Origin of the sequence: Vibrio sp. SALL6 (genome assembly GCF_002002385.1) — a bacterium.
GTDB lineage: Bacteria > Pseudomonadota > Gammaproteobacteria > Enterobacterales > Vibrionaceae > Vibrio > Vibrio parahaemolyticus.
Window position 1 is genome coordinate 85,657 of record NZ_MQVK01000026.1, and the last position, 26,316, is coordinate 111,972.

28 protein-coding genes are annotated in these 26,316 nt (G+C 45.4%); 15 read left to right on the top strand and 13 right to left on the bottom strand.

Annotated elements, in window-relative coordinates; all coding sequences use genetic code 11:
* Window positions 1-59 precede the first annotated feature (59 nt).
* From BIW15_RS17685 to BIW15_RS17695, 3 genes are all read right to left on the bottom strand, one after another.
* Window positions 60-1,460: a fructose-specific PTS transporter subunit EIIC gene (locus BIW15_RS17685; RefSeq protein WP_045586747.1), complete on the bottom strand. Its 1,401-nt coding sequence runs from the start codon at window positions 1,458-1,460 to the stop codon at window positions 60-62.
* Between the two features lie 11 nt (window positions 1,461-1,471).
* Window positions 1,472-1,912, bottom strand: coding sequence for a PTS sugar transporter subunit IIA (locus tag BIW15_RS17690; protein ID WP_065770304.1), 441 nt, complete (start codon window positions 1,910-1,912; stop codon window positions 1,472-1,474).
* 264 nt (window positions 1,913-2,176) lie between these two features.
* On the bottom strand, window positions 2,177-3,139 hold the full coding sequence (locus BIW15_RS17695) for a LysR family transcriptional regulator (protein WP_005464008.1): 963 nt from the start codon (window positions 3,137-3,139) through the stop codon (window positions 2,177-2,179).
* Between the two features lie 175 nt (window positions 3,140-3,314).
* Here BIW15_RS17695 and BIW15_RS17700 point away from each other — a divergent pair, with 175 nt between their 5' ends.
* Complete coding sequence (locus BIW15_RS17700) at window positions 3,315-4,808, top strand: DUF1254 domain-containing protein (protein WP_077281365.1); 1,494 nt, start codon at window positions 3,315-3,317, stop codon at window positions 4,806-4,808.
* A gap of 260 nt (window positions 4,809-5,068) precedes the next feature.
* Here BIW15_RS17700 and BIW15_RS17705 read toward each other — a convergent pair whose 3' ends face one another.
* Window positions 5,069-5,545 carry a peptide-methionine (S)-S-oxide reductase gene (locus BIW15_RS17705; RefSeq protein ID WP_015312890.1) on the bottom strand — a complete coding sequence of 159 codons (477 nt, stop codon included), beginning with the start codon at window positions 5,543-5,545 and terminating at the stop codon, window positions 5,069-5,071.
* Between the two features lie 181 nt (window positions 5,546-5,726).
* Here BIW15_RS17705 and BIW15_RS17710 point away from each other — a divergent pair, with 181 nt between their 5' ends.
* Both BIW15_RS17710 and BIW15_RS17715 read left to right on the top strand, forming a co-directional pair.
* A complete protein-coding gene (locus BIW15_RS17710; RefSeq protein ID WP_077281366.1) occupies window positions 5,727-6,077 on the top strand; it encodes a VOC family protein in 351 nt (116 codons plus the stop codon).
* A gap of 91 nt (window positions 6,078-6,168) precedes the next feature.
* A complete protein-coding gene (locus tag BIW15_RS17715; protein ID WP_005463954.1) occupies window positions 6,169-6,909 on the top strand; it encodes a DNA-binding transcriptional regulator YciT in 741 nt (246 codons plus the stop codon).
* A gap of 18 nt (window positions 6,910-6,927) precedes the next feature.
* On the opposite strand, the gene BIW15_RS17720 is transcribed toward BIW15_RS17715, so the two are convergent.
* Complete coding sequence (locus tag BIW15_RS17720) at window positions 6,928-7,284, bottom strand: VOC family protein (protein WP_005463914.1); 357 nt, start codon at window positions 7,282-7,284, stop codon at window positions 6,928-6,930.
* A 256-nt stretch (window positions 7,285-7,540) separates the two neighbouring features.
* Here BIW15_RS17720 and BIW15_RS17725 point away from each other — a divergent pair, with 256 nt between their 5' ends.
* Complete coding sequence (locus BIW15_RS17725; RefSeq protein WP_069550247.1) at window positions 7,541-9,055, top strand: catalase; 1,515 nt, start codon at window positions 7,541-7,543, stop codon at window positions 9,053-9,055.
* A 101-nt stretch (window positions 9,056-9,156) separates the two neighbouring features.
* Window positions 9,157-9,624 (top strand): ankyrin repeat domain-containing protein, encoded by a 468-nt coding sequence (locus BIW15_RS17730; RefSeq protein ID WP_077281368.1) that lies wholly within the window; start codon window positions 9,157-9,159, stop codon window positions 9,622-9,624.
* Between the two features lie 118 nt (window positions 9,625-9,742).
* Here BIW15_RS17730 and BIW15_RS17735 read toward each other — a convergent pair whose 3' ends face one another.
* Window positions 9,743-10,396: a nicotinamidase gene (locus BIW15_RS17735; protein ID WP_005479858.1), complete on the bottom strand. Its 654-nt coding sequence runs from the start codon at window positions 10,394-10,396 to the stop codon at window positions 9,743-9,745.
* Window positions 10,397-10,428: 32 nt separating this feature from the next.
* Window positions 10,429-11,154 carry an NUDIX domain-containing protein gene (locus tag BIW15_RS17740; RefSeq protein WP_005463941.1) on the bottom strand — a complete coding sequence of 242 codons (726 nt, stop codon included), beginning with the start codon at window positions 11,152-11,154 and terminating at the stop codon, window positions 10,429-10,431.
* A gap of 299 nt (window positions 11,155-11,453) precedes the next feature.
* Here BIW15_RS17740 and pncB point away from each other — a divergent pair, with 299 nt between their 5' ends.
* The 3 genes from pncB (at window position 11,454) to BIW15_RS17755 (ending at window position 14,188) form a co-directional block, all read left to right on the top strand.
* A complete protein-coding gene (gene pncB / locus BIW15_RS17745; protein ID WP_077281369.1) occupies window positions 11,454-12,764 on the top strand; it encodes a nicotinate phosphoribosyltransferase in 1,311 nt (436 codons plus the stop codon).
* A gap of 293 nt (window positions 12,765-13,057) precedes the next feature.
* Window positions 13,058-13,417: an acyl-CoA synthetase gene (locus BIW15_RS17750; RefSeq protein WP_077281370.1), complete on the top strand. Its 360-nt coding sequence runs from the start codon at window positions 13,058-13,060 to the stop codon at window positions 13,415-13,417.
* A gap of 252 nt (window positions 13,418-13,669) precedes the next feature.
* Window positions 13,670-14,188, top strand: a complete 519-nt coding sequence (locus tag BIW15_RS17755) for a glycine zipper 2TM domain-containing protein (RefSeq protein ID WP_015312896.1) — start codon at window positions 13,670-13,672, stop codon at window positions 14,186-14,188.
* A gap of 87 nt (window positions 14,189-14,275) precedes the next feature.
* On the opposite strand, the gene BIW15_RS17760 is transcribed toward BIW15_RS17755, so the two are convergent.
* Window positions 14,276-15,184: a DMT family transporter gene (locus BIW15_RS17760; RefSeq protein WP_025442519.1), complete on the bottom strand. Its 909-nt coding sequence runs from the start codon at window positions 15,182-15,184 to the stop codon at window positions 14,276-14,278.
* A 91-nt stretch (window positions 15,185-15,275) separates the two neighbouring features.
* Between BIW15_RS17760 and BIW15_RS17765 the strand changes: the two genes are divergently transcribed.
* From BIW15_RS17765 to BIW15_RS17775, 3 genes are all read left to right on the top strand, one after another.
* Complete coding sequence (locus BIW15_RS17765; protein WP_005464181.1) at window positions 15,276-16,160, top strand: LysR family transcriptional regulator; 885 nt, start codon at window positions 15,276-15,278, stop codon at window positions 16,158-16,160.
* Between the two features lie 182 nt (window positions 16,161-16,342).
* Window positions 16,343-16,957 (top strand): outer membrane beta-barrel protein, encoded by a 615-nt coding sequence (locus BIW15_RS17770; protein WP_005464189.1) that lies wholly within the window; start codon window positions 16,343-16,345, stop codon window positions 16,955-16,957.
* 158 nt (window positions 16,958-17,115) lie between these two features.
* Window positions 17,116-18,774 (top strand): ABC transporter substrate-binding protein, encoded by a 1,659-nt coding sequence (locus tag BIW15_RS17775; RefSeq protein WP_164977246.1) that lies wholly within the window; start codon window positions 17,116-17,118, stop codon window positions 18,772-18,774.
* A gap of 89 nt (window positions 18,775-18,863) precedes the next feature.
* Here BIW15_RS17775 and ompV read toward each other — a convergent pair whose 3' ends face one another.
* Together ompV and BIW15_RS17790 are read right to left on the bottom strand one after the other, a co-directional pair.
* Window positions 18,864-19,640: an outer membrane protein OmpV gene (gene ompV, locus BIW15_RS17780; RefSeq protein WP_005464165.1), complete on the bottom strand. Its 777-nt coding sequence runs from the start codon at window positions 19,638-19,640 to the stop codon at window positions 18,864-18,866.
* A gap of 200 nt (window positions 19,641-19,840) precedes the next feature.
* Complete coding sequence (locus BIW15_RS17790; RefSeq protein WP_077281373.1) at window positions 19,841-20,365, bottom strand: copper resistance protein NlpE; 525 nt, start codon at window positions 20,363-20,365, stop codon at window positions 19,841-19,843.
* A gap of 376 nt (window positions 20,366-20,741) precedes the next feature.
* Here BIW15_RS17790 and BIW15_RS17800 point away from each other — a divergent pair, with 376 nt between their 5' ends.
* From BIW15_RS17800 to nqrM, 3 genes are read left to right on the top strand one after another with little or no spacing between them, the layout of a single operon-like run.
* The gene (locus BIW15_RS17800) at window positions 20,742-21,032 is read left to right on the top strand and encodes a DUF134 domain-containing protein (protein WP_005464150.1); all 291 of its coding nucleotides are present in this window, start codon (window positions 20,742-20,744) and stop codon (window positions 21,030-21,032) included.
* A complete protein-coding gene (locus BIW15_RS17805) occupies window positions 21,029-21,529 on the top strand; it encodes a NifB/NifX family molybdenum-iron cluster-binding protein (protein ID WP_005479888.1) in 501 nt (166 codons plus the stop codon). Before BIW15_RS17800 ends, BIW15_RS17805 begins: the two co-directional genes overlap by 4 nt.
* A 1-nt stretch (window position 21,530) precedes the next feature.
* On the top strand, window positions 21,531-21,740 hold the full coding sequence (gene nqrM / locus BIW15_RS17810; RefSeq protein ID WP_025576288.1) for a (Na+)-NQR maturation NqrM: 210 nt from the start codon (window positions 21,531-21,533) through the stop codon (window positions 21,738-21,740).
* Here the strand turns inward: nqrM and BIW15_RS17815 are convergent.
* Window positions 21,718-22,530: a phosphotransferase gene (locus BIW15_RS17815; RefSeq protein ID WP_179115299.1), complete on the bottom strand. Its 813-nt coding sequence runs from the start codon at window positions 22,528-22,530 to the stop codon at window positions 21,718-21,720. The genes nqrM and BIW15_RS17815 overlap by 23 nt on opposite strands.
* 187 nt (window positions 22,531-22,717) lie before the next feature.
* Between BIW15_RS17815 and BIW15_RS17820 the strand changes: the two genes are divergently transcribed.
* Complete coding sequence (locus BIW15_RS17820) at window positions 22,718-22,912, top strand: hypothetical protein (protein WP_005373920.1); 195 nt, start codon at window positions 22,718-22,720, stop codon at window positions 22,910-22,912.
* A gap of 78 nt (window positions 22,913-22,990) precedes the next feature.
* Here BIW15_RS17820 and fusA read toward each other — a convergent pair whose 3' ends face one another.
* Together fusA and dgcA are read right to left on the bottom strand one after the other, a co-directional pair.
* Window positions 22,991-25,015 (bottom strand): elongation factor G, encoded by a 2,025-nt coding sequence (gene fusA / locus BIW15_RS17825; RefSeq protein WP_015312903.1) that lies wholly within the window; start codon window positions 25,013-25,015, stop codon window positions 22,991-22,993.
* A gap of 293 nt (window positions 25,016-25,308) precedes the next feature.
* Window positions 25,309-26,301: an N-acetyl-D-Glu racemase DgcA gene (dgcA, locus tag BIW15_RS17835; protein ID WP_077281375.1), complete on the bottom strand. Its 993-nt coding sequence runs from the start codon at window positions 26,299-26,301 to the stop codon at window positions 25,309-25,311.
* Window positions 26,302-26,316: the final 15 nt, after the last annotated feature.

A 26,316-nucleotide genomic window follows, 5' to 3' on the forward strand; every position in this document is an offset into this window, starting at 1 on the left:
CGTTTTCAATAGATAGAGCCCTTTGGGGGAAAGGGCTCTTAGGGGGAGGAGCTTAAGGTTTAAGCTTTCACAAGAGTCGCTGCGTTACGCATCGCTTCTTTCGTTGAACACTCAACAACGTTTGCTTTTGCAAAGCGGTGAGCGTCTTTTACTTGGATATCGTGAGCTAGAATAACCAACTTCGCGTTTGCTACATCTAGGTCAGTGATGCGGTTCTGGATACCGTTTTGCCCTTGAGTTTCTACTTTGATTTTCAGACCCGCTGCCGCACCTGCTTTCTCTAGTGCTTTCGCTGCCATGAATGTGTGTGCTACGCCAGATGGGCAACATGTTACTGCTACGATGTCGTACTCGCCTTCGCCTGCTGCTGGAGTCGCTTGAGCTTGTGCAGGTGCTGCTTCAACGATTTCGTCTTCTGCTTCTTCTTCAGCAACCGGTTTCCAGAAGCCAACGATAACTGCTGTTGTTAGTGAGCCTAGTGCGATACCTACAACGTACATTGGGATGTTGCTTGATACAGGTGCTGTGATTAGACCGCCCCATGGTGCGTGTAGTAGTACGTCTGTTAGGAAGCCGAACACACAGCCAACGATACCACCAGCAACGATTGAAGGAAGAACGCGTACAGGGTCGTTTGCTGCGAATGGGATAGCACCTTCAGAGATACCGATAGAGCCCATGATTGCTGCTGCTTTACCTGCTTCTTGCTCTTGCTTAGTGAACTTTTTCTTGAATAGGAATGTTGCTAGTGCCATACCTAGAGGAGGCGTACAGATTGCTATACCAACACCACCCATTAGCCATGGTTGAGTATCAACTTGAGTTTGAGCGAATAGCGTTGCTACTTTGTTGATTGGACCGCCCATATCGAATGCAGTCATACCACCAAGAATCGTACCTAGAACCACTTTAGAAGCGCCAGCCATAGAAGCTAGGAATTCGTTCATAGAAGCCATGAAGATCTTGATTGGCTCACCGATACCCCATAGAACGATACCTGCAGAGATAAGCGTACCAACAAGTGGGTAGATGAAGTAAGCGCCCAACGCAGTCATGTTAGCAGAAAGAGGGATCTTCTTAAGTTGGAATACCACACCACCAGCGATGAAGCCCGCTACGATACAACCAAGGAAGCCGCCGCCCATGTCAGCCATGATGCCAGAAGAGATCATCGCTGGAGCAAGTGCCGGTTTGTCTGCAATTGAGTAACCAATGAAGCCACCAAGAATAATTGGGAACAGCACCAGACCTTTAATACCGATATTAGAAATATCCGCCAATAAACCGTCCGCAGGAACCGCACCTTTACCTGATGCCATTACCGCCAGCGCCAGTAGTACACCACCCGCAACGATAAATGGAAGCATGTGAGAAGTACCGAATAAAAGGTGACCTTTCATGGTACTGAGTAGTTTTTTGAAATCGCTATTATTAGTAGCTTGAGCTGTGATTGTACTCATAATTTCACGCCTTATGAATTAATTAAAATATTTAGTATTTGGTTTTCGTCTTTTGCGTTATGAATATCTTCAATAAACTCTTCGCTAAATTTTCCGAATAATTCTTGAAGAACATAAATATGGTGGTCGGCACCGTTATCTGGTGAAGCAATCATGAAGAATACGGTCGGTTTGACTCCCTCTTCGTCGCCATACTCGATGCCTTCGCGCTTTACGCCAACAGCGATTGCAGGCTCTGTGACCGCTTTGCTTTTTGCGTGTGGGTAGGCGATGCCGTCCATTGAAGTCACGCTTAATGTTTCACGTGCTTCTATGTCGGTTAAAAAAGCCTCTTTGCTGCTGATTCGATTATTTTCGAATAGCATTTTCGCTAGCTCTTCAAAGACTTCTTTTTTATTATTTTCTTGAAGGTTGCCTTTAATTAAATTGACGTTTGTTAGTTCTGTAATCATTTTGTGACTCATTGGTACTGAAGTAATGAGTCAAATTTAATTAATGAAGTGGTTTTCGGAAATAGTAAAAAAAATACAATAACTATACTTTTGTATCACCCAAGCTTAAGTGTGATAGCCGTCATTAATAACGCGGAATATTATGAAATTTATTATGTGATTTATATTCCATTTATTTGTGGTGGCCGCTGTAGTTACAATAATTAAACGTGAGTGAAGGGCTGGTGGATATTTATGCGGTGATGATTGAACCGACAAATCGGCTCAATCTTGAGGAAAATCGTATTCGAAAAGTTCATTGATGATGGAAAGTAGCCACTTAAACATCGGGTTGCTACGGTTTCGATAATGCATGTAGAGCTCGATTTCCTGAGATTCTGACACCAGTGTTTCGACAATCGATTCTGCTAATGTCAGTTTTGAGAGTCGTGGGTGATGATTTTGTAGCAGATACATGGACGTGGGAAAGAGAACATCACTAGTGGCGGTAATTTCTAAAAGCGAGGCGATAGACTCAGATCGAAAGGCGACGTTGAATCCAAGTGTTTGAGATTGATCGAGTTGAATGATGCGAGGTTTTTTCTCGTTCCAATCTGGCACGATCGCACTGACGATAGGGAAAGAGGCAATGTCTTGCACCGTGACGATCTTCTCCGTCAGAGGGTGACCTTCTCTCGCAAAAATTTGGAAATGATCATTGGCTAAATATCGGCGAGAGATTTCTTTCGGAACGTTATTGAGGCTGTAGTTGATGCCAAGATCAATGTCGCCATTCACCAGCCGGTTTAACGTTGTAGGCCCCCAGTTCTCGATGCTAAAAACCATGTTTGGAGCCAGTTTATTTATCTTTAAGTAAAACTTCGCGGGCAAAGAGACGCCAAAAAAGTTGTTGATCGCAATTCGAATATGCGCAGCATGAGAGCCTGCATCAAAGTCATCCAAACCTTCGAGAACGATGGATAACTCGTCAATAATTCGAGGTAAGTTGTCTGCCAAGAGTTGACCTTTTCGAGTCGGTTTCAAACCATGCCGAGTGCGAACAAAAAGCTCATCGTTAAAGTGCTGGCGCAGTCGAGATAACGCGCGGCTGACTGCTGGCTGAGTCATGTTCAGTCGTTTGGCAGCAAGCACGGTTTTCTGTTCTTCTGCGAGCACGATAAAAACCTTCAAGAGGTTAAGATCGAGCTGATGCAATAAACCTTTCGTTAATTTTCTGGATGGGGACATCGTTGATCACGTGGCTCAAATAGTGGTTTTTATACCAGCTAAACGTACCACACTTGTGGCCGTTTATTTATGCTCTATTTGGTATAGTTGACATAAACATAAGTCAATATCACCAAAGTGCTGTTGGAAGTAATGTGATTAGGAGACGTGTTGATTTCTTAAACAGGAGCACATTATGAACCTAAAAGCGGTACCCAAAGCGCTATTAGTGACCTTACTTGCGTCATCTTTACCCATTTCTTCCGTCGCTTATGCAGCGCCGAATGCCAATGAGTCCTCTCTTGTTCAACAGCAATGGGAAGGTAACTGGCCCACGCAAAACGAAGCGGAAAAACTCGTCCAAGAGTTGTATTACCAAAGAGCCATTAGTGCGTACTACCAAATGCAGCCTGCTATGAATGTGATTGGCATGCGTGATGGTTCGGAAAGTAAGTTTGGCAAGGGTTACAACGTGTTGCCAATTTGGAAAGACCGAATGGATTCGAGAACGTTAGTTCCGACACCAAATGCGGATGTTGTCTACTCTATGAACTATCTCGATCTGAAAGAAACGGGCCCGTTGGTTGTCGCTGCGCCGCCAAAAGTAATTGGCATGTTCACAGACTTTTTCCAACGAACGATCACTGATGTCGGTTTGATTGGCCCAGATCGTGCTCGTGGTGGCTTGTATTTGTTGCTTCCACCGAACTATGACGGACCTGTACCGAAAGGATATTTCACTTTTACATCGAGCACCAACAACGTGTTCTTGTTCTTTAGAACCGTCATGAAGAAAGGCGAAAACGGCGCTGACCCATCAGATGCTGTCAAGATTGCAGAACAGACTCGTATTTATCCATTGTGGAATGAAGAGAAAAACATCCAACCGATGAAATTTCCAAACGCTTCTGGTCAACGCATCAACATGATGTACCCAACCGACTTCTCTTACTGGGAGAAAATGAAACAGTTTGTGGATGAAGAGCCAATTTCTGCCATCTCTCCAGAGCTACGAGGCGTACTTGCGTCGATTGGTATCGTAAAAGGTAAGCCGTTTAATCCCACCGTTGAAGAAAAACAACTGCTTGAGAAAGCGGTAAAAACCGCTCCTAAAATGATCACCGCGCAGCGCCTATTGGGCCGCAAAGACGAACGTAATCTTTACTACAAGGATCGTCAATATGAACGAGCTTGGGCTGGTGCGACGTCTGAATACATGCAGGAGTCATATTTGGACATTGACCAACGTGCCGCTTTCTTCCAGTATGCGTACTCTTCAGCGCCAGCGATGGTGATGCGTACGATGAATGCAGGCTCGAAGTATCCTTTCACTGTGCGAGATAGTAAGGGTGACATTCTAAATGGTAGCCATCAATACAAGCTTCATCTGCCTGCAAACCCACCAGCAAAACTCTTTTGGGCTGTGACACTGTACAACGTAGTGGATGGCACCATGCCAGAAACATCGCAGTTACTCCCTTCTAAAAATGGTTTTGACAACATAGAGAAAAACACAGACGGTTCAATCGATTTATATTTTGGACCTCAGCTTCCTAATGGCGCACCAGAGTCCAATTATATTAAAACCATTCCGGGCAGAGATTTCTTAACCGCAATTCGTTTGTACGGAACGGGTATTGAATTCTTTGACCAGACTTGGAAGCCTGACGACGTGTTAAAAATCAAATAGAAAGAATCAATATTTATAAATTTATTTGATGGTTTACAGAGGAGTAATTTAATTGCTCCTCTCGTTATTTTTTACAACCAAAAATGATGGCCATTATTTAGTCTATGTAACGATAATGATTAGATCATAAAATGAAAATATTACAGTGAAAATCTTCGCGGCTTCGCTATTTCTCCAGTTCGTGAATCCTGCCGTTACTAAATCGGATGATTCCGTACTACAAGGTATGCTGGAGCTACTTGTCGCTTACACTCAGCAGGCTACTTGTTCTTATATTTATGCAGCAGGTCTAGGGGGATGTGACAGTAATCGTTTGGGAAACGAGTGAGTCTATCTTGATGCTCTTCGTCGCTTGGAACGTAGTTTTTTAGTGGTAATACTTCAACCGCAATCTTATCGGCATCGTCTCTTGTTGCTATAAATGATTTGGCGATTTCAAGGTGCTTGGTATCACGGCTGTATACGCCGGTACGGTACTTTTCACCAACATCGTCCCCTTGCTTGTTGATGCTATATGGGTCGATGATTTCAAAGAAATAGCCCATTAAGGTTTCAACCGACACTTGGCTTGGATCAAACTCGGTTCGAACGCATTCTGCGTAGCCATCGTATTCAGATTGAGTGTTATCCGTTTTTCCATTTGCGCGTCCAGCTTCGGTGCTGATTACGCCCGGAAGGTGGCGCATAAATTCTTGTACGCCCCAAAGGCAGCCGCCTGCGAAGTAAATCTCTTCCATCATTTTATCCTGTAAAATTTTGCGCCATTATGAACAACACCGTCATGCAAACACAACTCCTACCATAAAACAGGAACAAGGTTGCAGTGATTTGCTCTCTTTTTCATTCAAGTCGTCCTCGTTAGATTTGATGCCAATGCCAGCAATTATTGAATCACAAATACTTACGAAGAGAGCCAATATGAAAATAGAACATGTCGCAATTTGGACAGAGCGTTTGGAAGAGCTGAAAAGCTTTTATGAGAAATATTTTAACGCCGTATCCAACGATAAATACTACAATCCGAAGAAGCATTTTTCGTCTTACTTTCTTTCGTTTGAAAGTGGTGCTCGATTGGAGTTGATGTCGATGGAAGGAGTGACCGCCTGTGAAAACTCTCACTCGATGCAAGTAACAGGGTTGGCACACTTTGCCTTCGCATTAGGATCAGAGCAGGCCGTTGACCAAATAACCAAAACCTTGGTGGAAGATGGTTATTACGAAAGCTGCGTATTAGATCCAGATGGCAACCGTATTGAGCTTACCGTTTAACGCGACTTAGCTTATTAATCCTGTTCACAGGCTGCTTTCATATGAAAGTATTCGGGCGTATACTGCAAGCTCATCAATAAGGAGCGAGCCTGTGAATCCAAGACAAAATGAAATTCTGCAATTAGTGAATGACCGTAAACGCGTTCAAGTTACGGAGCTTTCTGACATCATCGGCGTGTCGGGCGTGACCATCAGGCAGGATTTGAATTTTCTTGAGCAACAGGGCTACTTAAAGCGTGTTCACGGCGCTGCTACCGCACTGCAAAGTGATGATATAGATACCCGCTTAGAAGTGCGTTTTGATATTAAACAAACACTTGCTAACAAAGCCGCGGATTTGGTCGCACCGAATGAGACGGTGCTGATTGAAGGGGGCAGTGCAAATGCGCTATTGGCTCGTACGTTAGCCGAGCGTGGCGACGTGACTATCATTACGCCATCGGCCTATATTGCGCATCTTATCCGCAATACATCGGCCAACATTATCTTGTTGGGTGGCGTGTATCAGCACCAAGGCGAAAGCCTCGTTGGCCCGCTCACCAAACTCTGTATTGAGAACATTCATTTCAGCACGGCTTTCTTAGGTATTGACGGATTTCACCAAGACACAGGTTTTACTAGCCGAGACATGATGCGTGCCGACATTGCAGAGGCCATTCTGGCAAAGAAAAGACGCAATATCGTCCTGACGGATTCCAGCAAGTTTGGTCAGATTTATCCTTCGTCGATTGGTAAGACAAACGAAATCTCAGTGTTGTTAACTGACAAAGCCGCTCCGAAAAGCGACCTCGAACAGTTGAAAAAACTCGGCGTTGAAGTGGTGTTGGGTTAACAACACAATACCGCTGATTCAGTGACTTTCTGACCACACTGCAAACTCGTTTCCGCTTGGCTCAGTGAAGTGGAAACGACATCCGCCCGGAAACTCGAAAATAGGGCGGATGATTTGCCCGCCAAACTTCGCTACTTTTTCTAACGTGGCATGAATATCAGAGCTATAGAACACCAATAGTGCTGCTCCGTTTGAGGTTTGACTGACTTGTTCTGCCGAATAAAATCCGCCATCCAAACCTTGGCCAGAAAAGGCCGCGTAGTCAGGGCCGTAGTCGACAAATTGCCAACCAAAAACGTGCTCAAAAAACGCCTTAGTGGCACCGATATTGGGCGTACCAAATTCAACGTAGTTCAATTTTTCATGTTGATGCATGCAATATCCTTTCTGCTTGGTGATGTTTATTCAGTGTAATCACTCTCGCCACGAGATTCTCATGCTTTTGGTTTGTTTTTTAATCTAAATAGATGAAAAACGAAAACTTTCATCGTTTATCCCTATCAAATCTATCGCCAATTCCCATTAAACAAATGGAATCTTTGAAGATATATTCTTCGTGGGCAGAAAAGAGCTTTTGAATATCCATTTACCACTCATGGACTAAATGGTGAGCACGCATTGGAGAGCAACCATGCAGATGTCAAAAAGCTTTTTATTAATTACAGTTGGCTTAGCCAGCACATCTCTACAGGCGCAAACCCTGACAAGAGATAACGGTGCACCAGTCGGTGACAACCAAAATTCAATCACAGCAGGTGAAAACGGCAGCGTATTGCTGCAAGACGTTCACCTGATCCAAAAATTGCAACGTTTTGCCAGAGAACGTATTCCTGAGCGAGTTGTACACGCTCGTGGCACGGGTGCGCACGGTGAATTTGTTGCGTCTGGCGATTTTAGTGATTTAACGGTATCCGCTCCTTTCACTGAAAAGGGGAAGGTAACTCCTGTTTTCGTTCGTTTTTCGACCGTTATTCACTCAAAAGGATCACCTGAGACACTGCGTGATCCACGAGGTTTCGCCACTAAATTTTATACTGAACAGGGCAACTGGGATCTGGTAGGGAACAACCTGCCTGTGTTCTTCATCCGCGATTCGATCAAGTTTCCGGATATGGTGCACTCTCTGAAACCGTCACCAGTGAACAATGTTCAGGATCCAAACCGATTCTTTGACTTTTTTAGCCATGAACCAAGTGCGACTCACATGCTGACTTGGGTGTACAGCAATCTTGGTACGCCAGCGAGCTATCGCACAATGGATGGCTTTGGCGTTCACGCTTACAAGTGGATCAACCAACAAGGTGATGTGAACTATGTGAAGTTCCAATGGAAGAGCCAACAAGGCATTAAGAGTCTTCGTCCTAATGACGTGACGGAAATGCAGGGTAAAGACTTCAATCACCTTACGAATGATTTGTATGCCGAAATTGGTCGTGGAAACTACCCTAAGTGGGATCTGTTCGTGAAGGTGTTGTCGCCAGAAGCGTTAAGCAAGTTAGATTACAACGGCCTTGATGCAACCAAAGTGTGGTTGAATGTACCGGATCGCAAAGTGGGCACAATGACGCTTAATCGTCTGCCGGAAAACTTCTTTTTAGACACCGAACAGTCGGCATTCGCACCTTCAAACTTGATCCCAGGTATTGAGCCATCGGAAGACCGTTTGTTGCAAGGCCGTGTGTTTGCGTACGCTGACACTCAGCTTTACCGCTTAGGCGCGAACTTGTTCCAGCTGCCAGTGAACCGTCCGTTAACGTCTGTTAGTAACCATAATCAAAATGGTTTGAGCAATAACGCGCAGCTGAGCAATGGGGACGTAAATTATGAACCAAGCCGCAAGCTTAACTTGGCTGAAGACAATCAGTTTAAAGCGGTAGAAACCAAGCTCGTCGGTACGGTTCAGCAAAAAGCGATCAGTGAACCACGAGATTTTTACCAAGCTGGCGTATTGTACCGCAGCATGAATGAACAAGACAGAAGCGATCTGATTGCTAACCTAGCGGGCGACCTGAATAAGGTAATGGATAAAGACATCAAAGCGACGATGGTGAGCTACTTCTATCGTGCAGATAAAGAATACGGTTCGCGTCTTGCTGAAGCGACCGATACCAATCTCTCGCAAGTGAAAAATAAAGCGATGATGTAAGGCGTAAAGTTTTGGCCTGCGGGAGAAGTATCTGCTCTTTTCTGCCCGAAAATCAGGGCTCCCGTAGGCCATTTTCTGTCATTTTTAATGAGGATGGGTGAATGAAAAACGTATTCTTGCTCAGCTCTGTACTATTTTCTTTGGGTTTATCTTTTAGCTTGTTTGCCTCTCAAGACAAACTCGAAACTCAATATCAATCCTTAGTAGAGCTCTTTTTTGATGCTGCGCGCATTGGTAACAATGAAGTGGTTGAAACCTTTGTATCGCAAGGTTTCCCGATTGATCAGCGCAACAATGAAAGTTACACCGCGCTAATGGTGGCGGCATATCAGGGTAATAAAGACACGGTACGGTTACTGCTCGACTCTGGAGCGAATGCCTGTTTACAAGACAAGCGTGGTAACACGGCCCTGATGGGGGCGCTGATTAAGCGCGAAATTAGTATAGCGAAAGACTTGTATCAAGCGGAATGTTCGCGCGATTTGCGCAACAAAGCAGGACTCGACTTAAAGACGTTTGCAGAGATTTATGGCCAGTCGGAAGTGTTGAAATCTCTTCAGAATAAATAGAGCAAAAACAGATCAAGAAAAGCCAAGCAAGCAAATGATGAGTAAGACGCGATCCCAAAATAAGCAAATAAAAACGGCCCAGAAATCTGGGCCGTTTTTATACAAGGAAACCGGTTAATTACGCGAAGCGTTCAACAATAATGTCATCGGCATTTTTAACAAACAGTGCACCTTTTTCTTTCATCTCTGCGATCACGCTGTCGACCGTATCTGGCAGAACGGCGCGAGTTGCAGCCAGATTCACAATCACCTTAAAGCCGAGATCTAACGCTTGCATAACGGATTTCTTGACGCAGAAATCGAGCGCTAATCCACCAACTACGACGGTATCTATTTTATTGCATTTCAGAAACTCATTTGCACCCGTAGTTTTGGTGTCAGCCACGTCATGGAAGAAGATGCCGTAAGGGTGTGCGTCCGGATCCATCCCTTTATTGACTTGGAAATCGTAGTCAAGCACTGGAGGTAACCCATCCAGAAGCTCTACGCCTGTTGTGCCAAGCACACAGTGGCGATTCCATTTTACGTCGACATTTGGCAAGCCAACAGGCTCTAGCATGTTCGCGGGCGTTTCTGCATCCCAAGCGGCTTTTGGTGGGTGCAAGTCACGGCTTACTAGCTTCAAGCGACCTTTCGCATGGTTTTTTAGTAGCTCCGGCACGATGTCCAATGCGCCTGCTACAGGTAATTCATCTGGACAAAGCTCACTAAAGCCTTTCTCTGGATCAACGTCGATCACGGCTGTAGTTTGATAGTTAACTCGAACAGTCATGGCAGACTCCTTGTCTGTCTGATTGTTTGCGTTTAGCCACGCAAACAGTTTTGAAAAAAGGTCACTTCATCGCTTGTCAGCGTGTACACCATGGCTGGCTTACCGCCTTTGCCTTTGTTGGTGGACGCGACTTTGTTGGTCGGCTTCAACACACCTGAGTCGATCAAACGGCGTTTTATGGTCATGCGGCTGATGTCGATGCCAAATTCTTGATATGCAGAAATGATGTCAGCGACCAAAAATTCTTTATCGAGTGCGAACAGCAGCACTGATGTGTACTCAATCGAAGCACGCAGTTTCTGCCATGCTTTTTCGATGGTTTTTTGGTGGTCAAAAGCTAGGGTTTCTTCCCCATTGAGGATCGCCTGCAATGGGAACCATTTGAGCTGACACTCGGGCACGCCAGCATTGTTGATTTGCTCGACGTTGTTGCGGTCAACTAATGCGTAATGGGTGATGTTTAAGCTCCAATCTTCCGGATCGCGCTTAGGATCACCGTCGATAAACGCTTCGCTGAAGTGACGAGGATAGGTATGAATCTTCTCGCGGCAAATGCGTCGGCGCGCCGCTTCAAAGTTTTCATCTGCCGGACGTCCGCCTTCGCTGGTCAAGTCTTTATCAAAGACAAACCCGCCCGGTAATGCCCAGACACCATGGTAAGGCCGATTCGGATTTGAACGTTTAATCAGCAACACTTCCAATCCTTTATCGGCACAGCCAGATAGCCTGAATGGAATAATGTCGACAGTTACGATCATGGTTGGGTCCTAATATTGATTTGTAAGTAATCTAGCGCATAACAAGTGGTCAATCAATGGGTAAGTAACGAGTTGTTAGAAACATTGTCGACGCTGTTAACGAAATCGATTGAGCATAACAATGCCTATAAATCTGACTTATTCACAATCAGTGCTGAATTTTTAAACGGAAAAACCATATAAAAAAGAGTGGTTAGTAACAAAAGTTGACAAACTAAAGATGGGTGTTTATTGTTTACGCAAATTAGTTAGTAACAAAAAGTTATATACCCACGGAAGGGCATGTAGAAGGGCTCCGAATGACGACCACACTATTTTCTTCTCGCATCATTCAAAGTGCATTGGACTTTGATGTGTACAAAGTAAACATGATGAGTGCAGTTGCCGCACTTTATCCTGATGCGATGGTGTCGTACAAATTCATCGTGCGTAGCGAAGAAGATCTGTCGGAATTGCTGCCAGAGGTAAAGGCAGAAGTTCTTAAACTTCAAGATGTTCGCTTTACTGAAGATGAAATTGCGTACATGAAGCGCGTTGCGCCGTACCTAAAGCCCGAGTTTGTCGAAGCGTTACGTCACTTCCGTTTTAACCCGCAAAGCGATGTCTCTTTCCATAACAAAACCATGTCGGATGGCTCAAGCCAGCTACGCATTACAATCAATGGCTTGTGGAAGGAAACCATTCTGTACGAAACCATCATCATGAGCATTGTGTCGGAAGTTCGCAGCCGTCAACGTTGGTCAGATATCCCGTTCGAGCAGTTCCAAACCGTATTGGAAGACAAAGTTCGCTATTTGAAAGCCGAACTAGAACGTCGCAACATTACTAACTTCAAATTCGCAGATATGTCGACGCGTCGCCGTTTCTCTTTTCAAGCGCAGCGCACCATGTTGGAGTACTTAAGCAAGGAATTGCCACAATGCTTGACGGGAACCAGTAACTACCATTTGGCGAGAGAGTTAGATCTTACCCCAATTGGCACGGTTGCTCACGAGTGGTTTATGGGCCATCAAGCGTTAGTAAACGTGCGTGATTCGCAGAAAATTGCCCTGCAACGTTGGCAAAAAATGTTCAATGGCGCACTGGGTATCGCACTGACGGATACCATCGGCATCGACGCATTTCTCAAAGACTTCGATGAAGAGTTGAGTAATGCGTACGTTGGCGTTCGTCACGACAGCGGTTGCCCATTCACTTGGGGCGAAAAGATGATTGCGCACTATGAGTCGCTTGGCATCGACCCGATGACGAAGACCCTAGTCTTTACGGATGGTTTGAACTTCGAGCAAGCGCTAGACATTTGTGAGCATTTCCAAGGCCGTGTGCAAGTGAGCTTCGGTATCGGTACGTCGCTGGCAAATGACATGGGTAATTACGTTAACGATCAAGGCGAGGCATATCAGCCGCTTTCCATCGTGATTAAAATGGTGACTTGTAATGGCTCTCCAGTCGCCAAGATCAGTGACGAGCCAGAAAAGGCAATGTGTGAAGACATTTTCTTTTTGATGAATCTTAAACGTCGCTTTGAACAACCGCTTGATTTAAATGAATGTCGTAAGCTCATTGATCGCCTCGAAAGCGAAGGGAAGAACTACCTTATTGATGCGTAAATACCGCTCTTTTTAGCTCCTTTCTTGATAATCACCCTCTATCGTTTCGATAAATTTATATCGGTAAACGAAGAGGGTGATTTCGTTATAGTAAGTCTTATATCAATCTTTGCTCCCTTGCGTTTTTTGCGTCGCTAGAGACTATGATTGATAGATACTCCCAACGTTGCGGCATTGTGGAAAGTGTTCTTTCGCAGAGCACTCACTTAGCCTGATCACATAGTTTATCTATGCGTTTATCTGCTTTTTCATGACTTTGGGCTTCACGTAATAGCTTGAATCAGGAGTCAAAAATGAATTTAGTTGTACATTTGCAAAAGAAAGCGATAAGAAAACACGGCTATGAGATGGCAACACGCCAAGCCTGGAAATGCGGTATTAAAGCGAACCTCGTGCGACGTGTCATTGGCTTGTTTAAAGGCCAAATCGTCTGTGTGGTAGAAGGGTGCCGCGCCGAGTTATCTTCAGTTGTTAACAATCAACTGCATGATGAAGAGAAGCAAGGCCGCTACGTATTTGTCGGCGGTGTGTGCTGGGAACCAAACAACATCATCGCTCCTGGTTTTCCGGATTTTATGTTCATGCATGTTCGCAATGTGAGCCATCGTCACAAGTACCTCACTGACGACGAGCTGTTTTTGAGTTTGGCGTAACTCAAATGTCTTTAGTGATGGTTTTGCCCAAGTGCAAACCATCACCTCCCACAGTGAATAACGCAAAACAATAAACCTCAGTGATGTGAATTGGCCTCAATTAACCTCTCGCTGAGATTGTTCTGACGCTCTATTTATAAAACACCGTTTTTTTACTCCGTAATGACAGAGGCTTTGTTTTCGCCTGATGTGAATTTCTCTTCGCGATTTACTATACCGTTCATCAAAGCAAACCATACTGGGATGTAAATCATGAATATGAAATCTATCGCAATTGCAACGGCAGTTGTTGCTGTACTAGCTGGCTGTAAAGACAAAACGCCACCAGCGCCAACTCAAGCAAACATTACTTTGGTGGAAGCGGTCACTGAAACTGTGAAAAATCCTCACCAAGTATGTAAAGACGTGGTAGTGACTCAGCAAGTTGAGCCAACAGATGACAACAAAATCATCGGTACGGTAGGCGGCGCGGCAGCTGGTGCAGCACTAGGCAACCAAATTGGTGGTGGCTCTGGTAAAGTCATCGCAACCGCAGCAGGCACGATCGCAGGTGCATTGACGGGTCGTAAGATTCAAGAAAATGTGCAGAAGGGCGATGTAATTACGACCACGAAGAAGCAGTGTCACACCGAATACACGACTTCTGAGAAGGTGGTAGGTTACGACGTAACGTATGAAGTGGCTGGTGCACCAACCACAATTCGTATGGCAAGCAAACCTGCGACGAAAACTTTCCCAATTCAAGATGGCAAAGTGGTTCTGCCACAATAATTTACGTTTGAATTGAGTGATAAAGACAAGCCCTTTGGTCTGATAGACGAAAGGGCTTTTTTGCATTCATCGTATAGTTTTTAGGTCTTACGAAACGATATGTACTTGCTGCTCGTGCTCCTTTTGAGCCTGAAGCTGAGCATGTTCTTTCTGCTTGCGACGCTCGCGTTTCGATAGCCAGATCAGTGGCACCACGATCATCACCGTACCGATGGCCATGAAAATATCTGGTATTTCACCAAACCAAATAAAGCCAACGACAACCGCACCAATCAAACCGCTGTATTCTGCACTCGCGATTTTGTTGCTATCGATAGAACGGTACGCCAGTACACAAGTCGCCGCATAGATCATAATGAACAAACTTGACCCTGCCGCGACAGGGAACGCGTCCCATTGCCAAGGCTGATCCTCTATGAGCACCAACAGCAACGCAACCGGAATACCGGCCAAGTTGGTCATCAGCAAGGTTTGCATCACTGATTGGTTTTTTGGCAACTTACGAATCAACAGATTGTTAACGGCTAACGTTAACGCGACCACAAACGCTGAGATTGCTGCCCAATCAATTTGATCCGGGCGAATAATCACCAAGACCCCTGCAAATCCCATTACCGCCGCAGCGACCGATTGTTTAGATAGCTGTTCACCGAAAAAAATCGCAGCGAGAGGGAGCATGATCAATGGCGCGGCATAAAAGATCGCGTTCGCAGTTGCGAGCGGCAAAGATGAGATCGCCATGACCATAAATACAGCACCCAACAGCCACACGTGAGCACGAACCGCATGCCATTTAAATCCTTCCATAAAGTTGGTTTGTTTTGCTAACAAACAGACAGGAAGGAGGAACATAACCGCTGATATTTGTCGAAAAAAGACAAACTGAAACATCGGCACTTCATTCGCGACACTTTTGATCAAAGAGTCCGAAAGCACCGCAATAAGATTCCCGACAATTAATAGCAGCATTGCTGCCCCGACAGATGTGACTTTCACATTTTTCTCCTCATTCTTTGCCAAAGATTAGGTGATGTCATAGGATGAAGTGAAGTGATATTTATTAGTTTAAGTATGAGATTTTTAGATAATGAAATTGCCACCATTGCGAGCGGTTCACTGTTTTGAAGTTGTTGCGAGAAATCTGAGTTTCTCTCTTGCTGCCGAGGAGCTTAATGTGACGCAAAGTGCGGTGAGCCATCAGATTCGCTTACTTGAAGATTATTTGGGCGAATCGCTTTTTATTCGCCAAGGTCGCAAGCTTTCACTATCGGATACGGGCGCGCGGTATTTAGAAGACATCAGCCCGGCTATTAGCTCAATTGCGATGGCGAGCCAAAAGGTGCGAGAAGGGGATAAAGGCAGTATTCGCCTAGCGATTTACAGCTCGTTGGCGGTGAAGTGGTTGATCCCACGTTTGGCAGACTTTAAGCGCTTGTATCCTGAAATCGACCTAACACTCAATATGGTCGCGGGCGATCCAGAGCAAACGGACAGCGTGGGCGACTGCTTTATTACTGTGCAAAAACCGAAACGAAACTATATGGCGGTTAAGCTTTATGCTGAAACGCTGTACCCAGTTTGTAGCCATAAAATTTGGAAAGAAATCCAAGACCAATCTATCCCCGACGCACTGTGGCAATATCCCATTCTCTCTACAGATTCTATTTATCGTGAACGAGGGAAAGATTGGGCCGAATGGTGCAAAGCGGGTGGTTACACGTTACCAAATGATGTCGATGTCCAGCATTTTAGCCACATGCTCTTGGCGATCGAGGCTGCAAGGTACGATCAAGGCATCGCGTTTGCCAATGACTTCATGTTGAACGAGCGAGATAAAGCACAAGACTTGGTTTACATTCCATCTCATGGTTTAGAAACCGGCGACAGTTTTTATTTTGTGCACAAGAAGAACCGAGCAAAGCAGGCCGAGATCGTCAAACTGACCAACTGGTTAAAGCAGCAGTGTCTGTAATTAAGATTAAATATTCTTAATTAAGAAGGAAAATAGAAAAGTTGTGTCTAATTATTTCGTGTTTTATTGAGTTTTTATTCACTAACATCTCGCTCGGTTTAACGCCAAGCGAGATGGATAACGCGACATGCTTAAGGAAGGGCGATACACAAACTCAATAATAAAACAGGCAGTGAAATACAATGTTAAAGAAAACATGGCTAACAGCAGCCCTTCTAGCAACTTGTTCTATGGCAAACGCCGCTCCTTACATTGGTGCATCGATCGGTAAAGCAACGTTTGATGATATCAGTGGTTCAATCAAATCAAATACCTACAACGCAAGCGAGAAACTTGAAGTTAAAGACAACGAAAGTCTGTCTGGCAAAGTTTTTGGTGGTTACACATTCAACGAGTACATCTCTCTTGAAGGTGCGATCGGTGGTTATGACGCTCTGGACGGCTCTGTCGTTACCGTTGGTGATATGAAGTTTTTGGCTATCCAACCTAAATTAACGCTGCCAATTGGTGACCGTTTCAATCTTTTCGCGAAAGCGGGCCTTTCTTACTTCAACGCGGAATTTAAAGTAAGCAATTCTGTGCTAACTGGTGACGAAGGCCACACGACGTTTTCTGAAACGACAGTAACCGGACTTTACGGCTTAGGTGCTGAGTTCGCGATCACAAAAAATCTAGCACTACAGGTTGAATGGGAATACATGAAACCTGAGTTAGACGTAGCGAAACTAGGCAGTGAAAAAGTCACCGTTGAAGCAGAAATCAGCGCGTTCTCTGTCGGTATGAGCTACCGTTTCTAAGCATTTTTATTCAAGTTCTTTGGGCTTAACCCAAGCGGTGTGCTGTTGTTTGTTCAGTTAAGCCCTCAGTTTGAATTCATATAGATATGACACAGGAAGTTTGGTCACTAAGCTTCCTGTGTTATTTTTGGTTTTTAGAAAAACGCTCAGGAAGCACTGTGAACGATGTAAATCTTAGATATTTAGATTTTCTGCTCAAACATTTTGAACCGCATAAGCATCATTTAGTGACGCTTAGCGAACTCGAATCTGTGATTTGCACGTCCAGACGTAACGTTTCCATTGTGATGAAAAAGCTGGCGGCTTACGGTTGGGTGGATTGGCAACCGGCGATTGGGCGAAGCAACCCAAGCCGCTTGAGTATCACCATTACTTTGCAACAAGCGATGACCGAGTTTTTGGTGGAAGAGCTTGCCAGAGGCAGAATGAATTCGATAACAAAGCTTATCGATTGGTTCGGCCAAACGGCGGTTCGTTCGCTTACGATTGCATCGGAAAAAGTGAACGAGCTGAATGAGTCTAAAAACGCCATTCTTATTTCTTCTTATCCGTGGGTTTCAAATATCGATCCCGCAGAGACCTTCCGTCATACCGAATTACACGTGGTCAAAAGTGTTTATGATGGGCTGCTAACACAAAACTCCAATGGTGGCATTGAGCCCGCTTTAGCGCATGAATGGAAAATGGAAGAAAACGTCATGACGTTATGGTTAAGGCCAGGCATTTTTCGTCATGATGGTGAGCTTCTGAGCATAGACGATGTGGTTTGGAGTTTAGAAAGACTCAAGCAAATTAAAGGGCCGGTTTATGAGCTCTGGCAATGCATTGAAACCGTTACAGCCGAAACACCGAACTGCTTGAAGATAGTGCTCAAACGCGCAAACCAATTCTTTCCATACATGTTAGCCACGCCACATGCCTCAATATTGTGTCGAGACACGGCCTCTTTTGGCTCGGGTTATTCATATCATATCGGTACTGGGCCATTTCGAATCAGCAGCTGGAACAAAGAGAGCATCACGCTGCAAGCGCACAAAGAGTATTTTTCTGCACGCGCGCTTTTGGATCAAATTACGCTTTCTCACGGTGATGTTCAAAACTTGAATATGCTGAGTTTCAATCAAGTCTCGGATCATGTTGAGATTGAAAAAATCAGCGCACTTTCCTATCTCACCTATCGTGAGAGGCGAGATTCGCAACTGACGAAACAAGAGTGGCGCCAGCTTGCCAACTATATTAATCAGCAAAAGCGGCACCATGAGCCACAAAGTGCTGTCGACAGTATTCAGTTATCGCCTCTTGAGCTAGGTTGTAGCGCTGAGACAGCGCCAACGCTACAAGGCAAAGTCGTGCTTGCTGAACCGATATGGACTATCCCGAACCTGATGCGCCATTCTGAATGGTTGCATGAGGTGATTCGTAGCACGGGGCTAGAGTTAGAGGTCATCAAAGTGGAAGACATTAGTTTTCCCGAGTCAGTTTCACACTTGGCGGATTTATTGTTCATTGAAGAGGTCATGGAAGCGCCATTTGAATATGGGGTATTTGAATGGCTATCGGTGGCGACTGGTTTACGTTTTAGTTTCGAACAAAACCAGATGGAGCGTCACCGCGAGCAGCTTCAAGAAGCCATTGCTTATGAACAACCGATTTCTCATTTGCTGGGTATTGAAGAAGCGCTGCGCGCGCAATATGTCTATTTGCCTTTGTTCATTGGCTACGAAGAAGTGACAAAAACTCAACAAGTTCGGGGCGTGCAAGTTAAGAATACGGGCTACAGCGACTTACACCGACTTTGGATTGCTCACAGTAGTTAGCCCGTTTGATGCCAATCGCATCATCATATTCTAGAAAGCAAAAAGCCATCAATACGATGGCTTTTTTAGATTTTAAATTAAAATCTGAGTTAGAAGTTGTAAGACACGCTTGCGCCAACAACCCATTGGTTTGCGCTGTCTACAACAGATGAATCACTGATACCACTGCCTAGGCGAGTGTATTGAGTCGTTTGGTTGATTTGCCAGTTGTCATTAATTGGCATAACCAGCTTGTAGCCCAGACCGTAGCTTACAGTTGCATCACCTTTGTATGCTTTGCGGTTTGCCGTCGCTTCACGATCTTTGATGCCAAAGTAGTAATCTACGTAGTCTTCACTTTGATAAGTTAGGTTAGCAAAAGGAACAAAATCAACACTACCGAAGTTCATGATGTGGAAGTACGTCGCGCCCGCTAAGTAACCTTTGTATGCGCCGCTGATGTCGTGTTGTAGGTATGTCGAGATGACGTTGTGCTCATCTAGAGTGAAATCGGTATTTAGACCTAAATCAACTGCTAAACGACGTTTTTGTGTGCCTTTCAAGCTCTTTGCTACATCGCCATCACGAATAATGCCGCTGCCTACCACGTATGCGCTCATGTTGATCAGATCGTTGGTTTCACCCAAGAAGCGGTAGTTGATGCCGCCCAAATCTGCGTTGAAGTCTTCACCGTGGTAACCACCGTTTAGGATTGGTGCAGTATTGTGTTTTTGATCTTTAAATAGATCACTACCTTGAGCTACGCCCACTTCCGCAACCCAACCACCTTGGTTGTTGTAGATGTTGCCGTTACGGATGTATGTGTCACCTGCCGTTGCGGTGCCAGCTGCTGCCAAAGTTAGTAGTGCAATAAGTGTCTTGTTCATTTGTATTTCCTGTACCGTTTATTTTATTTTGAACAGTGTACAAAATGGTGTTGTAAGCCTCTATCAGCAAAGCGTATGGAAATGTATGGCTTTCGGTGATTTCGCTTTTTGCGTAATGACAAAACAGTATGGTTGGGGAGAACAAAAAAACCGAGCTTGGGGAGGCTCGGTTTTCAACATCTATCAGGTCAGAGTGACGATTATTGCTGCTTTGTTAGGTTGTAAAACGAAGCTAATTCGCCAGTTGCTTTCTCACCGTTCATGTCTAGCATCATAAGCATGTTCTCGCCTACGAAGTATTGGTTTGGTGCGTCTTCGTCGGTCAGCGTTACGATGCTGCCGTTTTCATCCCAAGTGAAGTGGCCTTCTGATTTGAACTTGCCATCTTCTTTGTCTTGGTAGTTTTGCTCAAGCACGTAGCTGCCATCTTGATTTAGCGTCAGAGTCACGTCGATGCCTGCGCAATCAGCACATGGTAGTGTGCCTTTGTAAACGCCATTCCAATCTAGCGCGTTTTTCGCGCTGTGCTCTGAGTCTACAAACGTTTCTGTGGTGATCACTTGTTCTTCTTCCACTGGTACTGCATCGACAGGCAGTTCAGTGTCAGTGACTTCCATTTCTACTGCTTGAGGAGTTTCAACTGCACTTGTTTCTACTGGTTTCTCGTCTTGACAGCCTGCAAGAATAATTACCGCACCAGTTAACGCCAACATTGTCTTTTTCATTTTATCCCTCTTTAAATCAAGATTTTGTATGCCGTTAATATTAGCCCTGTTTCCGACGTTTACGTCATAACAAAGCAATAGAATGATCTATCTGTGTCAATAAAACCGGTGTTTTTGGCGCTATCCAAGCGTCGCGCCATGACTTGGAGACAAAGTAGTCAGAATCATCAAACGCATGTAAATGCTTGAATTGTAGGGCTGAGTATTGAGCTGGATTTAAGCAAGTGGCAATTGGAGATTCGTTGTGGTGTGAAAACTGTCAGAATCTTATTAAATACGATTTTTGCAAACTTAGATTATTAGCATATGCCAAAAATGTTATTGGCATATGCCATAATTTGGGCGTAACGTAGCACAGTGTTTGAGAGGGACGATAATGGCAAGACCAAAAATAGAAAGAAGAATATGCGGCCGTGCGGCGCACCATTGTTTCAAGCCCAATGGCGTGCCATTCCATCAGTTGGAGCAAGTCGCCATATTGCCAGAAGAACTTGAAGCACTGCGCTTGGCTGATTTAGAGGGACTCAGCCAACAACAAGCCGCAGATCAAATGGGCATATCTAGACAAACTTTTGGCAACACAGTAAAAAGTGCGCGGTTCAAGGTCGCAAAAAGTTTAGTTGAAGGTCATGCATTAGTTTTTCCGAATGAGGAGTCAAACTTATGATTTATGCTATTCCTAATGATGGTGAGCGGGTGGCAAACCATTTTGTCAAAGCGCCTTACATCGCTATTTATTCTGATACTGACGGAATGCTTAAAAACCTAGCAAACATCGCTGCAATGCCCCAAGCTGGCTGCAAAGCGAAGTCCCAGCTTATCCAATCTTTACAAGACTACAATGTAGAAGCTGTGCTGGTGCGCAACATCGGTGAGCGCGCATTAGAAAAGCTTTTGCACAGTGGCAAACAAGTGTTCAGACTTTCAACGCGCAGCTCATTGGAAGATGTACTTGCCGTTCCGAGAGAGCCACTGACAGACGCATCGCAAGGTCGTCCATCAACCAATCATCAGAAAAAAGGTGGATGCGGATCATGTGGCTGCGGCGGTAAAAAAGCCAAACCCTCGTTGCTAGCACGCCCAAAACAGGCTGCTGCATTATTCGCCGCAAAATCGAGCCCAGCTATACTTAGCGTAAAGGCGTCGATTAAAAAGGCAGGTTAGTATGGTTTGGTTGTTTACCTTTCTTGGTTTTCTCGCGATTATTTTGCTGATGTCGCTTGGGGCTATCTTTCATAACAAGCGTATTCAAGGAAGTTGCGGCGGTTTAAACAACGTTGGTGTTGATAAAGTATGCAACTGCGAAACCACGTGCGCAGAGCCTGAGCGTCACTTGTATCAAATCTCAGAGCCTAACTCATCACCTGAGCGCTAAGGCTTTTGGCCCATTGCGGCAAGGTTTGTCGAAACCAGTCCAAATATTTGCTGGTCTGCGGATTTTTTCTGGAGACCAGTATGTTGACTACCTCGACGACGATCCACGCTTTTGCTAATCCGATATCGCGCGCCAATTCTGTTGTTTCACCTTTCTCGGCGCACTTTATATACCTGCCTGCCACCTTCAAGTAATCATCAAATGTGCCCATGCCTTCGATGAGCGGCGATAAATCTATCGCGACATGCCCTGTAGAAAAGCGCTCCCAGTCGAACAGCACTAGCTCGCCATTTTCGCGCTGTCCCCAGTTTCCAGCATTCGAGTCTCCGGAGATCAAGTTCTGTCCATCGAAAAGGTGCGCCGATCGTTGTTGGAGGTTGTGGAAGAACTGTTCTGTCTCTGAGCCCAGTTCAAGTGTAGTGAGTGCTTGTTGGGTCGCTTGTGGTGTCCACTGGTGGCGGTGATAAATACCATCTGATGTTGGTGGAAGTTGGTGCAGTTTGACGAGTTGTTCAATGACTCGATCATCTTCAAGCAAGAATGCTTGATCGACTGCGTGGGGAACGTATTCAATGTGCAGAACGTTTTTCTGGTCGTCGAATTGAATCAAGCGCGGTACGTGTATTCCAAGCGCGTTAAACTGCTCGGCATAGCGTTGATAAAACGCCACCTCTATTTGAGTAGGGTTACGTTTTTCTATTACTTGGACTCCATCTTTTTCGATGAGAAAAACTTTGGCACTGCCCATTTGGTTGAGTTCTTGTTGTGACACCGGACTTCCTGTCTTCATGTAGAGAAATCTCACCTTAATCGCTGTACTTACGTTTGCCAATAGCCACGACAAAGTGCCTCAAAAATATTAAATGCAACTGTTTAAATATGATTTTGCTGTGAGTGTCTAAATTTTACACAGTCTCGCCTGTACTCCGTTAAATTCGTTCTACGCTTACTATTCGTCTTAATAAAGGAGAACCCAAATGGCTGTAATGAAGCAGGATATTCCAAATCGTGTAACGGTTTACCATGACAATATCGATCAAGAACAAGAGCTGAAAAATGCGATGCTGCCAGAGAAACCGCGCTACTTTAACGGTGCTCCGACTTACAAAGCGAACAGCATCGAAGAGTTTGAAAGCAAAATCAGTCAGATAGGTTTGTCTCTCGATAAATAATTTTTCTTTTACCTAAAAGCGCCCTCAACAAAATGAGGGCGCTTTTTTATTTGTATGGTTGATTTGAATCGTAGGGAATTAACCTTGTTGTGCACTGCCTTGGCAGACCTGTTTTTGCACTGCTGGTGGCGCGGGCTCGTAATGGCTTAAGGTCATACTAAAGCTGCCTTCACCACCAGTGATGGAGCGTAATCGACGAGCGTAATCTTGCAGCTCGTTTACTGGTGACTTGGCTCTGAGTAAGGTGAAGCTACTGTCGATTGGCTCGGTGCCTTCGATTAAGCCTCGGTTTCCAGATAAATCTCCAGAAACATCGCCAACGTTCGCGGTTGGGATGTGCAGTTCCATCTGGACAATGGGTTCTAGCACAATAGGATCGGCGTTGTTAATCGCATCTAAAAAGGCTTTCTTACCTGCGATGACAAACGCTATTTCTTTCGAATCGACGGAGTGATATTTACCGTCATAAACGGTGACTTCCACATCCTTAATTGGGTTGCCAGAAATCGCGCCTTCCTCTAACGCTTGCAAAATACCTTTTTCAACAGCAGGAATGAGCGCGGTTGGAATGGCGCCACCCACCACTTTGTTGATGAACTTAAATCCGGCGCCACGCTCGAGTGGACGAACCTTCAATTGCACTTCACCAAACTGGCCTGCACCGCCACTTTGTTTTTTGTGTCGATAATGCCCTTCGGCAGGTTTGGTGATGGTTTCAAAGTATTCGACGCTTGGTTGGCAGGTTTCGACGTCCAGTTTGTACACGTTCGCCATCTTTTCTAATGCGACTTTGAGGTGAAACTCCCCTTGGCCGCTGATGATGGTTTCGTTGGTGCGAGCGCGATGTTCGATGCGCAGCGAAGGATCTTCACTGGCAATTTTATTCAGCACATCTCCTAATTTTTGCTCATCTCCACGCTTAAGAGGTTTCAAGCACAAAGAATACATGGAGTCAGGAAGGTCCAACGTTTTGAGTTGAACACCATCTTCTTCGTGAGAGTCATGAACGATTGAATCGAATTCGAGATCATCCACTTTGGCTAAAACGCAGAAGTCGCCTGCTAGCGCGCGAGGGATCTCGGTTCTATCTTTGCCCTGCAGTTGATATAAGTGCCCAACTTTAAATGCCTTGTTGCTTTCGCCAATATAAAGCTGGCTGCCCGCATTGATTTCACCCTGATACACACGTAAGTAGGCAAGTTTTCCCATGTATGGGTCGACGCTGACTTTGTACACGTGTGCGACGGTGTGCTCTAAGGTTTCGCAATTTACTTTGATTTTTTTGCCGTTCTTTTCCAGTAGAGGAGGGTTACCCTCGTTTGGCATGGGCATGATCTCCGCCAAGGTGCGCAGCAGCAACTCGACGCCCGCGCCGGTTTGTGCTGAGACAAAACAGACCGGAATCACATGTCCAGTTCTCAGTGCTTCTTCAAACGGATCATGCAGTTGCTCTGCGGTGAGTTCGGAGCCTTGTTCCAGATACAGTTCCATCAGTTCTTCATCGACTTCGATAACTTGGTCAATTAAGGTCTCATGAGCTTCATCTACCGTTGCAAGTAAGGTTTCTCGTCCCAATTCTGGTTCGAAATAGCAGTCAACTACAGATTCCCCGTCAGCCGAAGGTAAGTTGATCGGCAAGCAGTGGTCCCCAAAATGCTCAACGATGTTCTCCATCAATCTTTCTAACTGATTACCGTGGTTATCGAGCTTATTGATGATGATCATCTGACATTTTTGCTGCTCTTTAGCAAAGGTGAATAAGCGATCGGAAGTTTGGTTTAGTGGCGTTTGAGGGTCGATGACAAGGGCGGATGTTTCAACGGCGGGAAAAACGCTGATCGTACGGCCAAGTAACTCGTTTTGTCCCGGAGTGTCGATGATATTGAGCCGGTGTTTATTCCAGCGCAGTGCGACTGGCGTTGCTTCAATACTGTGTTGATATTGGATGGATTGAGGGTCGAAGTCGGTAACGGTATCGCCTTTTTCTACGCTGCCTAAATGGTGCGTGGCATCGCAGGTGAAGAGCAGTTTTTCTATCAGCGTGGTTTTACCGGTCCCGGTTTGGCCGACAAAAGCGATATTGCGTATTTTGTTGATAGGCATAGAGCCTCCTTGCAAGATGGCGTGAAAAACCTACGAATTGCTAGGAAGTGGGTTGCTATAGAAACCCACGCACTGCATTGGAGTAGGGCGGGATTACCGCCTATTCGTCTTCCATGTCATTTTCCGGATGACTCGATGCATAAGACCACCTTCTTGGACTACTGTAATCTTAGCATGCCGTAATAACCGTATAATTTATGTGATTTATTTCATGATGGGGCTGATTGTTTTTTAATCGAGATCATAAACTCAGAGGTTCTGACTTTTCGATCAAAACCTCGGGATTGTTTAGGCTATTTGGAAAGAACGATTTCGCCGTCGCGATAAACTAAGCTAGGCGTTACATCTTGTCCGAGCAACACCGGGCCATCAAGATCGACAACGCTCGCCTGAGCAGCAATGGGTAACGCAGCACGCATCGCCAGCGACGTCCCCAACATACAACCGGACATGAGGCTAAAACCGAGTTCTTTTGCATCGTCGGCCAGCAATAATGCTTCACTGAGCCCACCCGTTTTATCTAGCTTAATATTCACCATCTCGTATTTGCCAAGCAGTTGATGCAATTGCTCTCTGGTGTGGCAACTTTCATCGGCGCAAAGTGGAATGGGGTGCGGAATGCTGGCGAGTACGTCATCACGGTCTTGTGGCAACGGTTGCTCGATCATGGTGATATTAAACGGTTCGAGTTGAGCAAATACCGTAGCGAGGTCGAGGTTTTGCCACGCTTCATTCGCATCTAAAACAATTTGCGCGTGCGGCGCGGCGTCGCGTACTGCGGCAACGCGCTCAATCACGTTTTCACCATCCAGTTTTACCTTAAGCAGTTTTGCGCCTTGACTAAGGTAAGCTTGCGCCTGTTTGGCCATCGCTTGCGGCGTGTCGATAGAAACCGTCATCGCCGTCACAATCGCCTCAGGTAACGTAAAGAGGTCGTGAACCTGCTGCTTGTGGCTCAAAAGCGCGTGAAGATGCCAAAGGGCGCAATCCAATGCATTTCTTGCCGCTCCTGCGGGCAATAACGATTGAAGCTTGCTTTTGAGAGCCATCACATCAGCGTCACCTTTGGCGTACAAACTTTGCAGTTCTTGCGCGGCGTGAGAAATCGCCTTAATTACCGATTCAACCGATTCACCATAACGAGGGTATGGCGTGCATTCTCCTTGGGCGATCATGCCTCGATGTTCAATTGTCACGCGAACTACGTGGCACTCTGTCCGACTGCCGCGAGAGATGCGAAATGGTGTCGCCATGGCAATCGTGACAGGTTCTACATGAATTTTCATCTCACTAGTTTTCCC